Here is a 12,873-nt window from a genome sequence, read left to right on the forward strand (position 1 = left end):
GCATCACATGTGCGGGGGCGGGACGAGGGTGAACTCCTCCGCCGCTCCGGTCCACGCGTCGCGCCAGCCACGCTCGCGCGCCGCCGCACCGAACCGGGGCATGCCGAGGTAGGCGAACGCGGCCGGCGCGTTCGGGACCAGCCCCGGCACGAAGGTGCGCACCACGCGCAGCGTCGTCCGGCGCACGTCCGCCGTGGTGAGGTCGCGGGTGATCACCCGGTGGCCCCGCCGGGCCAGCCGGTCGTACACGTCCGCCATGGTCACGGGCGCGAGCGCGTCCAGCGGCCGGAGGCCCAGAGCGGGTCGCCGGAATCGTCGTGCCTGGGCGTGCAGGCGCGGATCGAGCCAGAGCTGGACGTGCGCGCCGAGATCGACGACATTCTCGCACTGCTCCCCCGCGGCGTCCTGGTAGGCGCGGTCCGCGCGGAAGTCCAGGTAGAGCCCGCGGGCCATCATCCCCTGCTCGACCGCCCGGAACACCCACCCGTCGGCGCTCGTGCAGCCCTGCGTGTAGATCCAGGTGTGGACGGCTTCGAGGACGGCTTTGCGAGCGGCCTCGGCCGGGTCGAGCGCGGCGGAGAAGCCGGCGGCGTAGAGGCCGCGCCGGCCGTCGTGGACGAGCGCGGCCACGGCGGGGGCGAACTCGGAGGGCATCGCGACGAGGTGGACCTCGAGCTCACTTCCGGCGAGGTTCTCGGCGAGCCCGGGGACGCTCGCCGGCTCGATGCCGAACGTCGGCCCGTCCAGGTGCCACCACAGCTCGAGCGCGTCGCGTTCGACGACCTCCAGGACGCCGCGGTCGCGGGCGTCGTCCGCCCCCTGCCCGGTCGCGATGCCGGCGTAGTTGAGGTGGTGCGTGCGCGGCAGGTGCCGGAACCGCGACTGCCGCCAGTTGAGGTACACGAGCGACGCCGGGACCCAGACGGAGCCGCCGTCGAGCTCGGCGCAGCGCGCCCAGAGCGTCTCGGTCGTGTCCGTGAGAGGCACGTAGGGGAACCCCGTCCGGGCGTACTGCCACGACGCGAAGCGCGGCAGCTCGGTCCCGCCGAGCACCCGCTCCCCCGCGCCGCGCAGGTCGGCGGCCGTCGTGACGCGCAGCTCCTCGTGCGGGAGCTCGGCGGGCAGCCAGTTGCCGCAGTAGCGCTCGACGCCTTCGGCGACGGCGGCGATCCGCGCCCGCCCCTCGTCGCCGAAGGAGGTGCCGAGGGACACCCGGTCGGCCGGCCACTCGCCGAGCTGCCGGGCATCGGCGATCGCCGCCGTGAGCGCCAGGTACGACGTCGGCGCTCCCTCCGGGTGCGGGACCGCGCGGACCGAGCGGATGACACCGCATTCGGGGTCGACGAGCACGTCGACGGGGAGCGGTGCGCTCATGTGGGCGTCCTTTCGTGCCGCCACGCACCCGCGGCGTCGTCGAAGACCGAGCGGGTCCGCTGGGTGTCGGCACTGCCGGCGAGCCAGGCGTCGATCGCCGCGCCCGGACCGCCGGCGGCGGCGATCCGCGCCCGCAGGTCGTGGCCCCACGGCCCGGTGACCAGGTGGCTGGGGCCGCCCCAGCCCGCGGCGAGCAGCTCGGCGTCGTCGCGGAAGAAGTCCTCGTCGCCGCTGACGACGAGCAGGGGCTGCCGGAGCTGCCCGTAGCGTGTGCGGATGTCGACGCGGTCCGCGTGCCACAGCCGCTCCCAGGCCGCCACGACCTCGGCGGGCCAGCCCCACTCGGTCACCGCGGCCAGGACGCCGCGGCGCTCGGCGTCCTCGGTGCGACGATCGAGTTCGCCTGGGTGCAACGCCGGCCTGGAGCGCGAGCCGATGCCGTGCTGGTGCCACCAGCCGATGCGGTGCCGGATCTGTGGCCGGCCGCCACTGTCCCTGGCCGTCTCGGCCGGCCCGAGGGCGGGGACGAGGACGATGACCGCGGCCGGGCCGGTCGTCCCGGCGCGTGCGGCCTCGAGCGCGGTGTGGGCGGCGTAGGACGCGCCGAAGAGGACGACGGGCAGCCCCGGCCGCTCGGTGCCGAGCTGCCTGAGCACGTCCTCGCCGTCGGCGGTCTCGTGCTCGTAGGGCAGCCATCGGCCCGCGGAGCGGTATCGTCCGCGCACGTCCTGGACGAGGCAGCTGAAGCCGCGCGCGGTCCAGGACCGTGCGGTCGAGGCGTGCTGACGCGCCTCGTACGGAGTGCGGATGAGGACGAGACCGGTGGGCCGCGCACACTCCCAGAGATCACCGCGCAGCACGACGCCGTCACGCATCCGGCACTCCTGCGCCGCCGGAGACCCGGGTGCGCTCATCGGCGCCCCGCCGGAGGCTCGTCGTACCCGAGCACCGGGTGCTCGGTGATCGTCATGCTCGGCGCGACGAGCTTCCAGAGCGTGCGCCGGAAGGCGTCGAGCGCCGGGGCGTCCTGCGCCCACGCCAGGGCGACGGTGAGCACGCGGGCGAGCAGCAGGGTGCGCGCGGCCACCGGGAGCGGCGCGGGAGCCGACGCCACCGCGCGCTGCCAGACGGCGAGTTCGCGCGGGACGGAGCTCGCGGCCAGACGCCGGCGACGCACCTGCTCGGACCCGGGATCGCCGGTGGTCACCGCGAGCGGGTCGACGAAACAGGTCTCGCCCTCGCGATAGCCGCGCAGCCAGGCGATCCCGCGTGCGGGAAGGGTGTCGAGCTCGCCCCAGTGCGCCCGCTCGCGGGGCGTCTCGGCGACGGCGATCACCAGCCGCGGCGGCGCCGCGAGCCCGTCGGGCCCGCCCGCGACGGGCTCGATCCCCCATCCGGAGAGCGCCTCGGCCAGTGCGTCGACGGTCTCCCCGGCGCCGACGAGGCACACGTCGCGCCGGGCGGCGGGCCAGCGCCGGTCCGCGTCGCGACCTTCGCGCGCCACCAGCTCGGCGGTGAGCAGGTCCGCGTACTCCGCTGCCGCCGCGTCGTCCACGCGGCCGCCGGCGAGCGCGGCGGCGAGCCCCGGCGGCGGGTCCTGCAGCCGGAGGAACCGCCCGGACGGCGTGCGGACCACACCGCCGCCGGCGGGTTCGAGGAGCACGTCCGCCCCAGTTCCTGGAACGGCGATCACGCGGGAGTCCAGTGTCATGGTGACCTTCCGAGACGGGCCCCGGCCGGGCAGCAGGCGCCTGCTGCCCGGCCGGGTGTCCGGTGCGTCTCACGACGCGCGGGACGAGATCAGTCGAACGGGTTCTCGACGAGCGCGTTCGAGTGCGTGGCGGACAGATGCGCCAGCTGCTCGACCTCTTCGATCTCGGCGACGACCTGCTTCTCCATGACGGACTTCCTTTCACCTGGGGGGCCGCGCCTGCCACTCGTCCGGCGTCGGCGCGGGTTCGCGACGCGAACGAGAACACCATAACGATAACAATTCCCAATATCTAGTACGCTGTCGCCCATGTTCCCCGGACAGCTCCTCATCGCCGACTACCGCGCCGGCCGTGCCTACGCCGTCGAGGCCGGCACGTTGCGCGAGATCGGTCCCGGCGTCCTCGCCGAGCACGCCGGCTTCCTCACGCTGCCGGCAGGAGCACCGGCGAAGGCCCGCTGGGCGTACGTCGAGGACCGGGCCGGCGCCCTGGTCGTCGGCGGACCGGACGGCGAGCGCCGCATCCCCGTCGCGATCCCCGGTGAGCACCTGGCCGGCGATGCCGGCGGTCGCCATATCGTCATCACCACGGGCCTGGGGGCGAGCCACGAGCCGTGGAGCGACGTCGTCACCGTCGTCGACCTCGCGCGGGACGAGGCGGTCCGCTTCCGGGTCAGGACGGGTGAGCCCGGCGCGGGGATCGTGACCGACCGGAGCAACGGCGAGCCGGTCGTCGTGCTGCGCCATCGCGAGCCGGGCGCGATCGAGGCGATCCCGCTCACCCGTGCCGTCGCTGCCGGCGCCCACCTGCCCGTGCTGCGCGGGGCCGTCACGACGGACATCGCTCCCGACGGCCACGGCGACGTCGTCGACCAGCGCGGCGGCGTCGTCGCGACCGCGACCAGCCGCGGCATCGAACGTTTCGTCGTCGACGACGGCCGGCCGCGCGCGATCGGCATCCTGCCGTGGCCGGTGCCCGGGCGCGCGTACTACCTGCGCTTCGACCCCGCGACCGGGCGCGCCGTCGGGGTGGTCCGCGGCGGACCGGCCGCGCCCGAGTCGTGGACTGAGTGGACGAACACCCTGGTCGACATCGACCTGGCCACGGGCGACACACGCTGCGCCGGCCTCGGGCCGGGGCTCGCCTTCCGCTTCGCCCTCGGCGGCGGCAGTGCCGCGGTCGCCACCATCCACCCGGACGGCGATGCCGTCACGCTCGTCGATCGCGGCGGGCCCGCGCCGCACACCGCCTGGAGAACCGCGCTGCCGCCCATGTCGCGGCCGCCGGCGCCCGGCCGGCTCCCCTGGGACCCGGTCGGCGACGCCCCCGCCCAGCGCCGCGCCGTCGCCCTCGACCCGGCCGGCGCCACGGTCGCCGTCACTCGCGGCGGCGACGCCGAACTCCACGTCGTCCGGGAGGACGCCCTCGAGACGATCGCCGTGCCGAGCCCTCTGGCCGAGGGCGGCCACCTGCTCTGGCTCGCCACGGACCCCGCCCCCGAGACCGACTCCGTCGGCCGATGACGGGCCTCGTCCCCGGCGCGCTCGCCTCGCCGGCCCTCGACGCCGCGCTCGCGACCTGGGAGCGGCATCCGCGGCCGGGCCTCCCCCAGGGCGAGTACGCGCTCAGCCGCCTCGCCGGGCGTACCCGGCACGGGATCTACCGAGTCGCCGACGGCAGCGTGGTCGTCGAGCCCGAACGGCACGTCCTGCGGATGACGCCGTCGCCCGACGGCCGGCGCATCGCCGTCGAGGTCGCCGAACGCGCCGACGAGAACGCCGTGCTCGGCATCGTCGACACCACGTCGAGCGAACTGCGGCTGCACCCCGGGATCCGCTGCCGCTACGACCCCGTGCGCTGGCACGCGGACTCCGCCGCCCTCGACGTCGTCGCGAGCGGGTCCGGCCGGTTCGTCACGCTCGACGTGTCGAGCGGTGCACGCCGCGAGTCCTCCGTGCCGGCGGGAACGCGGGTGCGGATCTTCCCCGGCGGTGCTGCCGGCCTGCTCGCCGAGAGCCGTCCGGGCGAGCCGACCCGGCTCGTCGACCGCGCCACCGGGCGCCCGCTCGGCGCCTTCCCCGGTGTCGTCCGCGTCCTGCCGCTCGCCGCGGGTGTGGTCGTCGACGACGGGATCGGCGTGCTGGCGCTCGACCCGTCCGACGGGCGTGAGCTCTGGCGCTGGAGCGACGCGGCGGTCCGCGTCACCGACCTCGCGGCGACCGGGGAGCGGGTGCTCGTCGCGGGGGTCCGCGCCGGACGCAGTGTGCTCGTCCTGCTCGACCACGGACGCGCGATCGCCGACCGGACGGTCGCCCACGACGGCGAGCCCGCCGTCGCGAGCGGGGTGTCGGCCACCGGGACGGACTTCCTGGTCCGGTTGGAGGGGCCGGCGCTGCCGCCGCGCATCGTCCACGCCGCCGAGCTGCTCGGGGCCCCGGGGCCCGCGCGCCGCTCCCCGGTCCGGACCGAGACCGTCTCGGTCGCGGCCGGCGACGGCACGAGCATCGACGTCGTCGTCACGTCACCCGCCGGTGCCGTAGGACCGCTCCCCCTGCTCCTCACCTGTTACGGCGGCTTCGGCGTGCCGAGTCTGCCGGTCTTCGAGCCCACCGTTCCCGCCTGGGCCGAGCAGGGCGGCCGGTACGCGATCGCGCAGATCCGCGGCGGTGGCGAGCACGGCCCCGCCTGGCGAGAGGCGGGCCGCGGCGCGAACAAGTGGCGCGGCATCGCGGATCTCGCCGCCGCGGCGCGCGGTCTCGTCGCGGCCGGGCTGACCCGGCCGGACCTGCTGGTCCTGGCGGGAGCATCGCACGGCGGGGTCGTCGTCGCGAGCTGCGCGCTCGGTGCGCCCGGCCTCTGCGCCGGCGTCGTCTGCACCGCGGCGCCCCTGGACCTGCTGGCCCTCGACGCCCATCCCCTCGGCGCCCGGTGGGCCGGCGAGTTCGGCGACCCCGGCACCCCGGCCGGTCGCGACGCGCTGCGCGCCATCTCGCCGCTGGATCGGGCCGAGCGGCTCCCGCCCGGTGCCGCGCCGCCGGCCTTCCTCGGCATCGTGCTCGGCGAGGACTCCCGCGTCGCCCCCGACGACACCGTCCGCCTCGTCGCCGCGCTGCGCCGGGCCGGCGGGGATGCCGAGATCTGGCGCGCCCCGCGCACGGGCCACGGCGGCAACGAGCTCGACAGCCTGCATCTGCTCGGCTCGGCCGTCCTCGGCTTCGCCGAACGCATCACCACGACCGCCGACCGAGAAGGGCGCTGACCCCGTGCCGCTCCAGCCCAGTGGCGTGCTCGCCGCACGCGTCCTGGTCCCTGCGCTCACCGCGGCGCTGGCCGTGCTCCTGCTGCTCTCCGCCGCTGTCGGCACGATCAGTGTGTCCGCCGCCGACGCCGTCCGGCTCGTCGTCGGCCATCTCCTGCCCGGCATGCCCTGGATGACGGACGGCAGCTATACCGCCCTGCAGGACAACGCCGTCTGGCAGTTCCGGCTGCCGCGCGCCCTGCTCGCCGCGATCACCGGCGCCGCACTCGCCCTCGCCGGCGCGCTGATGCAGGTCGTCGTGCACAACCCGCTGGCCGAGCCGTACATCCTCGGCGTCTCGGCCGGAGCCGGGGTCGGTGCGGTCTCCCTCATCGTGTTCGGCGTCGGAGCGAGCTCGCTCGCGATCGGATCGGCCGCCTTCCTCGGCGCCCTCCTCGCGACGGCCGCCGTCTACCTGCTCTCGCAGCGCCACGGCCGCATCGCGCCGCAGCGCCTCATCCTCGCCGGCGTCGCCCTCGGCTCACTGTTCAGTGCCGTGACGAGCTACCTCACCATCACGACCGACGCGCAGAACGTCTTCAGCATCATGTTCCTCCTGCTCGGATCCGTCTCCGCGGCCACGATGACCCACCTGGCACTGCCGGCCGCCGCGCTGCTCGGAGTCCTCGCCTTCACGGCATTCCGAGCCCGCGCTCTCAATGCCCTCCTCGCCGGCGACGACGCGGCCACCTCACTCGGCGTCAACGTGAACCGTTTGCGCAGCAGCGTCCTGATCGCGGCGGCACTGCTCACCGGCTCGGTCGTCGCGGTCTCTGGCGGCATCGGCTTCGTCGGGCTCGTCATCCCCCATGTCGCCCGCATCGTCGTCGGAACCGACCACCGCCGGACGCTGCCCGTGGCGACACTCGGGGGCGCCGTGTTCCTCACGGGAGCCGACCTCCTGGCCCGGACCGTCGCCGCCCCGACGGAGATACCGCTCGGCGTCCTGACGGCCCTCGTCGGCGCGCCGTTCTTCCTCTGGCTGCTCCGGCGCGACCGCGCCGACAGCGTGGGGATGAGCCGATGAGGGTCGACATCGACGGGCTCAGCGCACACCGCGGCGGCCGTCCGGTCGTGACCGACGTGAGCATCGCGGTTCCGTCCGGTTCCGTCCTCGGGCTGATCGGCCCGAACGGGAGCGGCAAGTCCACCCTGCTGCGCGCCGTGTCCGGCATCGGCCGGGCCTCCTCGGGGCGGGTCCGGTTCGACGGCGTCGACGCCGCGACACTCAGCCGGCGAGACCTCGCTCGCCGCGTCGCCGTCATGGCACAGGAACACAGCGAGGAGTTCGAGATCACCGTGCTCGACCTCGTCCTGCTCGGCCGGATCCCGCACGGCCGAGGCTTCGGCCGCGACTCCGAGCACGACATATCCCTCGCCGAGGCCGCCCTCGATCGTGTCGGCGCCCGCCGGCTCGCCGGACGTCGCTTCGCCGCGCTCTCCGGCGGCGAGCGCCAGCGCGTCCTGCTCGCCCGGGCGCTCACCCAGGACACCCCGGTGCTGATCCTGGACGAGCCGACCAACCACCTGGACATCGCCCACCAGCTCGAACTCCTCGAACTGGTCACCACGACCGAGCGGACCGTTCTGGTCGCGCTGCACGACCTCAATCTCGCCGCCCGATCGTGCGATGCCGTCGCCGTCCTCGCCGACGGACGTCTCGTCGCGCTCGGCGAACCGGACGACGTCCTCGACACGACCGCGATCCGCACCGTCTTCGGCGTCGACTCGACCGCCGTCAGGCACCCCGCCACCGGGCGCCGTCACCTCATCTTCGATGCCCGGAGTCCCCACCCCGTCTCGAAAGGAACGCCCGTCCGATGAACAGCACTCGCACCGCCGTCGCTCTCCTCACCCTCGCCGCACTGAGCGCCTGCGGAACCGGCGTCACACCGGACGCTCCGGCCGCCACCGCCACGGGTGAGACCGTGACGCTCACGAACTGCGGCCGGGAGCTCTCCTTCGACGCCGCACCCACGCGAGTCGTCGGCATGATGCCGTCGCAGACCGAACTCCTCCTGCGACTCGGTCTCCACGACGCCCTCGTCGGTCAGGCCCAGACCGCCACCCACCCGCTACCCGGCGACCTCGCCGACGACGCCGCGGCGATCCCCGTCCTCAGCACCGACGCTCCGCCGGCTCGCGAGGACCTGCTGGCCGCCACGCCCGACCTGGTGGTCTCGCCGACGGAGTACGAGTTCACCGCGGAACAGGGCTTCGCCAGCCTCGACCAGCTGGCCGGCAACGGCGCGGCGGCCTACGTCGCCACGGGCGGCTGCGCCGAACGGCGCAACACCGCGACCGTCACGGACCTGCTCACCGACATCGCCGACCTCGGTGCCATCTTCCGCGTGCCCGAACGCGCCGACGAACTGACGGACGAGGCCGAGCAACGCCTCGCCGCGGTCGAAGCCGCGATCGAGGGGAAGCCCCGCCCCACGGTCGCCCAGCTCTTCGTCGAGGGCAACTCGCTCTCCGCCATCGGCGCCGGCGTCGAGGCCGACATCATCAGGACCGCCGGAGGCGACAACGTCTTCGACCCCGACGCCCCGGAGTTCGCGAACTTCTTCGCCGCCGTCATCGCGCCGGAAGAGATCACCAGCCGGGACCCGGAGGCGATCGTCTTCGGCGTGTCCAGCCCCGCACAGGAGCAGCAGACGCGCGACTACCTCGCCCGCACCTTCCCCGACGTCACCGCCGTCCGCACCGGCACCCTCGTCGCCGTCCCCGCGAGCGACCTGTTCCCCGGCACCCTGGGCAACATCGACGCCGTCGAGCTCATCGCCGGGGCGCTCCACCCGGGATCGTGAGGATCTTGACGGATCCTTAGCGCCCGGCGACGGTGTATCGCCCTGCCGTCACGGGAAGTCTCTCGGTATGGCGATCGGCACGGTGAAGTTCTTCAGGTCCGACAAGGGCTGGGGGGCCATCAGCTCGCCGGACATCCCTGACGGCACTGAGGCCTGGGTGCACTTCAGCGTGATCGACATGGACGGCTTCCGCGAACTCGCTGCGGGCGATCGGGTCGAGTTCTCCTACGAGCAGGTACGTCAGGACAGCTTCCGCTTCCGTGCCACCCACGTCCGCAAGGTCCCCACCCGGCGGGCAGCGAAGCCGAACGACCTCTGACGAGCAGGGCCGCCGGATCTCGTACGCGAGGGCGGCACGGCAGGGCGAGGCTGACCGGGGGGTCGCCCCCGCGCCTGGGCGGGGGCCACCCCGGCGCGGGGACTTGGTCACCTCATAGCTGGGGCCAGGCTCGAGATGACCCGTCTCATCCCCCGCGCTGCAGGCGAACCAGATCGAGAACTGACCTCCAATGGCTCCCTCCCATGCTCTCCGGGTGGCGTGTCGTTCTGCGTGCGACCGCGCGTCGCCGGTCGCCCTACGGTGCGGCGAGCTGCGCGCGCAGCCTGCCGAGGATGCGGGACAGCAGGCGCGACACCTGCATCTGGGTCACGCCGAGTTCGGCGCCGATCTCCTGTTGGGTCAAGCCTCTGAAGAAGCGCAGGTAGACGATGCGCCGGTCGCCCGGCTCGAGCGCGCGGCAGGCCGGGGACAACCAGGCCACGGCCTCGGCCCGGGCGAAGCCACCGTCGTCCTCGCCGAGCGACTCCGCGAGTGCGGTCTCCTCCCCGTCCGCGCCGCGGTAGTCCAGCGAGGTCGTCGTGAAGCACTCGTGCGAGGCGCGCGCCTCACGGACGTCGGCGACCTCGACCCCGAGGTGGCGGGCCAGGTCGGCCGGGCTCGGGACGACGCCGTTGGCTTGGGTGATCTCGTCCGTCGCCGTCGACACCGCGGCGGCCAGCTCCTGCACACGCCGAGGCGGCCGCACCGCCCAGCCGTGGTCGCGGAAGTACCTCCTCACCTCGCCGCGGATCGTCGGAACCGCGAAGGAGATGAAGTCCTTGCCGAGGCTGGGGTCGAACCGCTGCGTGGCGCCGACCAGACCGAGGTTGGCCACCTGCACCAGATCCTCGAGTTCGACGCCCCGCCTCGCGTAGCGCCGGGCGATGATCTCAGCCACCTGGAGGTGCAGAAGGACGACCTCGTCGAGGAGCCGCCGACGCTCATCTCGGTGCGCGGCGGCCGCTCGGGTCAGCAGATCCATGGTCAAGCGCTCGCGCTGTCGCTGCCGGAGACTGCCAGGCGCTGCTGCGTGGCTTCGCATGGGGGTTGCACCTCTCAGGCAGAGGGCGACGTGGCGATTGCTTGACCACGTACGTCCACGGAAGCACAGTGACCCGCTCGTGACAAGGCCGGACTGAACAGAAAGGTCCGTCTACCCCTCGCCATTCCGTGTCGGACGCCGCGAGCGCCCTGCGTGCGGTGCTGCCCTTCGCCCCCTGACGTGCACGGATACGGCTGGACGTCGCCGTTGCGACCGGCGTCCGACGACGCAGCGCCGACCTGTCCCGGCCGCCGCTGACTACGTACCACTACGACCGCCCGGCCGCGGCCGTCCAGGCATCGGCCGGCCCGGTGCCCGGGAGCGCTCCCGGGCACCGGGCGTCAGACCGGCCGTCGTCCGCTCAGGAAGAGGTCGCCTTCGAGCCGGCTCGGCTCAGACCGGCCGTCCCGGCGGCGAGACCAGCCACGATGTGCCGTCCGACACCGCCAGCGACGGCCGCTGCCCACGGGCGTCGGTGACGACGACGGTGGCGCCGGTCAGGCCCGCCGGCGCCGGAAGGTCAGAGGTCTTGCAGGGCAGCAGCTCGATGTGGGCGCCCTCGACGCCGCCCGCCACCAGCGGCGAACTGCCCGCGTAGGTGTTGCCCACGACCGAGCCTTGGCGCAGGCTGCCGCCCACTCTGATCGGAGGCTCACCGGCCGGGTTCTCGCCGAACGCGTTGCCCGTGAGCGAGACCCGGGTGGCGTCGCCGTCGATGCGTACCGCGGCCTCGCCGGCCGTCCCCGACTGGTTCCAGCCCTCGAACGTGTTCGCGGTGATCGTGGAGTCGGACAGCGACCCTTCCACGTGCAGCGGCGTGCCCCACACCCAGCTGATGGTGTTGCCGGTGATCGTCGTGTGGTGCACGGCCGCGTCGGGTCCGAAGACCACCGCCCGTTCACCCATCTGCCAGATCCCCTGCCAGTCGGGCGTGTACTCGCCGCCCGGCGGCACCTCGAATCCGCCGAAGTGGTTGCCGCTGATGGTCACGCCGTGACCGCCGGACGTGATGTGGACGATCGGTGCCGGCGGGGTGCCGTCCCAGCCGTCCGTGCGAGAGCTGTTCTCCACGATGTTGCCGGCGATCGTCGAGTTCGTCAGCGAGCCCCAGAACAGGCGGCGGCCGATGTCCAGCAGATTGTCGGTGATGATCGCCCCGCGGAACTGCCCGTCGCTCTCGCCGTGGAACTTGATCGCGAAGTCGGTCGGGGTGTGGAAGTGATTGCCGGTGATCATCCACTTGCGCAGGCCGTAGGGCGGCACGTGGGGCCCGCCGCCCTCGACCCCCGACTGCGGCCAGGACACCTCGACGCCCGTGCCACCCAGCGCCACCAGGTTCTGGATGAAGTAGAGGCCCCGCCCCTCCTGGCGGACGGCGACCTGCATGCTGGTGAAGTTGCACGACGCTGCCAGGAAGTCCATGTCGTCGGCATTCGCCGACTTCTTGACGAGCACGCCGATCATCCCCGAGGTCCGCTGCCCCACCGCGACGAAGGCGACGCCCTCGACGTGCCCGAGAGTGCCCTCCCACTGGATGGCCGGTCCGTCGAAGCCCAGCGAGATCTGCGAGGTACGGGTGGCCATGGTGCCGTAGCCGAGCAGCTTCATCCGCCCGTGCCTGCTGCTCACCCGCAGTGGCGCGCTGATCAGGTAGGCACCGGGCGGCAACACGACGATCTTCTGATCACCGCGGCCGACCACCGAGTCGATCGCGGCCTGCACGGCGGCGGTGTCGTCGGTGGTGCCGTTTCCCGCTGCGCCGAACTGCTGAGGCGTGACGAAGCTGCCGGGTTCGAGGGCGGTCGGCTTCACGCTCGCAGCCTGCGCCGGCCCGGCCGCGAACACTCCGGCCGCGATGCCCGCGAGCCCCGCTCCGGCACCGGTCAACGCCCTGCGACGTCCGATTGCTTCAGGCACTTCGTCACCCTCCATTGGAGATCGTCGGCCCGCAACGGACGCCAGAGGATGCCACCGGCACCTGAGAGTCTTAATACGTATTAGCTCCGTTGCTAATCGTGATGTTATGCGTGGAATGTGTGCACGGTCAATGCGCGACGGTCCCCCGGGCGCCCGCCGGCATTGCGAGCTGTGCCGCTACCCGACGGGTCGCTGCCGGCCGCCTTCGACCCGCTCCGGCGAGGGATCGAGCCACCGGCCGCTGGGGCGTGACGACGCACCCACACCTGCGCCACCAGCGACGAGACGCCCCAGCGGATATCGCTGGACATCACTCAGGCCAGCAGTCCTCACCCTCGGGCACGACGCCGATCGACAGGTGGTCGCGTTCCACGAATTCACGACCCTCAGCGTCTTCATAG

At 73.6% G+C, this 12,873-nt stretch carries 13 protein-coding genes; 7 read left to right on the forward strand and 6 right to left on the reverse strand.

From position 1 onward, the window contains the following. Positions 1-3: 3 nt before the first annotated feature. From DZA62_RS23620 to amiA, 4 genes are all read right to left on the reverse strand, one after another. A complete protein-coding gene (locus DZA62_RS23620; RefSeq protein WP_116951408.1) occupies positions 4-1,374 on the reverse strand; it encodes a YcaO-like family protein in 1,371 nt (456 codons plus the stop codon). Next, a complete protein-coding gene (locus DZA62_RS23625) occupies positions 1,371-2,249 on the reverse strand; it encodes a CocE/NonD family hydrolase (RefSeq protein WP_198664103.1) in 879 nt (292 codons plus the stop codon). Before DZA62_RS23625 ends, DZA62_RS23620 begins: the two co-directional genes overlap by 4 nt. A 35-nt stretch (positions 2,250-2,284) precedes the next feature. Then, a complete protein-coding gene (locus DZA62_RS23630; protein WP_198664104.1) occupies positions 2,285-3,037 on the reverse strand; it encodes a hypothetical protein in 753 nt (250 codons plus the stop codon). A 137-nt stretch (positions 3,038-3,174) separates the two neighbouring features. Next, the gene (amiA, locus tag DZA62_RS37315; RefSeq protein ID WP_269813924.1) at positions 3,175-3,273 is read right to left on the reverse strand and encodes a streptamidine family RiPP; all 99 of its coding nucleotides are present in this window, start codon (positions 3,271-3,273) and stop codon (positions 3,175-3,177) included. Between the two features lie 121 nt (positions 3,274-3,394). Between amiA and DZA62_RS23635 the strand changes: the two genes are divergently transcribed. The 6 genes from DZA62_RS23635 (at position 3,395) to DZA62_RS23660 (ending at position 9,513) form a co-directional block, all read left to right on the forward strand. Beyond that, entirely contained in the window at positions 3,395-4,609 is a 1,215-nt protein-coding gene (locus DZA62_RS23635; RefSeq protein ID WP_116951411.1) for a hypothetical protein, read from the forward strand. After that, positions 4,606-6,345, forward strand: coding sequence for a prolyl oligopeptidase family serine peptidase (locus tag DZA62_RS23640; RefSeq protein ID WP_198664105.1), 1,740 nt, complete (start codon positions 4,606-4,608; stop codon positions 6,343-6,345). Before DZA62_RS23635 ends, DZA62_RS23640 begins: the two co-directional genes overlap by 4 nt. 25 nt (positions 6,346-6,370) lie before the next feature. Then, positions 6,371-7,411: a FecCD family ABC transporter permease gene (locus DZA62_RS23645; RefSeq protein WP_198664106.1), complete on the forward strand. Its 1,041-nt coding sequence runs from the start codon at positions 6,371-6,373 to the stop codon at positions 7,409-7,411. Next, positions 7,408-8,208 (forward strand): ABC transporter ATP-binding protein, encoded by an 801-nt coding sequence (locus DZA62_RS23650; RefSeq protein WP_116951413.1) that lies wholly within the window; start codon positions 7,408-7,410, stop codon positions 8,206-8,208. The genes DZA62_RS23645 and DZA62_RS23650 overlap by 4 nt, the downstream gene beginning before the upstream one ends. Further along, positions 8,205-9,194 (forward strand): ABC transporter substrate-binding protein, encoded by a 990-nt coding sequence (locus tag DZA62_RS23655; RefSeq protein WP_116951414.1) that lies wholly within the window; start codon positions 8,205-8,207, stop codon positions 9,192-9,194. The genes DZA62_RS23650 and DZA62_RS23655 overlap by 4 nt, the downstream gene beginning before the upstream one ends. A 67-nt stretch (positions 9,195-9,261) precedes the next feature. Continuing rightward, on the forward strand, positions 9,262-9,513 hold the full coding sequence (locus DZA62_RS23660; protein ID WP_116951415.1) for a cold-shock protein: 252 nt from the start codon (positions 9,262-9,264) through the stop codon (positions 9,511-9,513). A gap of 256 nt (positions 9,514-9,769) precedes the next feature. Here the strand turns inward: DZA62_RS23660 and DZA62_RS23665 are convergent, their stop codons facing one another. Further along, positions 9,770-10,411, reverse strand: a complete 642-nt coding sequence (locus DZA62_RS23665; RefSeq protein ID WP_198664107.1) for a sigma-70 family RNA polymerase sigma factor — start codon at positions 10,409-10,411, stop codon at positions 9,770-9,772. 6 nt (positions 10,412-10,417) lie between these two features. Between DZA62_RS23665 and DZA62_RS36480 the strand changes: the two genes are divergently transcribed. After that, a complete protein-coding gene (locus DZA62_RS36480) occupies positions 10,418-10,600 on the forward strand; it encodes a hypothetical protein (protein WP_198664108.1) in 183 nt (60 codons plus the stop codon). A 348-nt stretch (positions 10,601-10,948) separates the two neighbouring features. On the opposite strand, the gene DZA62_RS23670 is transcribed toward DZA62_RS36480, so the two are convergent. Then, entirely contained in the window at positions 10,949-12,367 is a 1,419-nt protein-coding gene (locus tag DZA62_RS23670) for a right-handed parallel beta-helix repeat-containing protein (RefSeq protein WP_157987861.1), read from the reverse strand. Between the last annotated feature and the right edge of the window lie 506 nt (positions 12,368-12,873).

This window comes from Jiangella endophytica, assembly GCF_003427025.1.
Lineage (GTDB): Bacteria > Actinomycetota > Actinomycetes > Jiangellales > Jiangellaceae > Jiangella > Jiangella endophytica.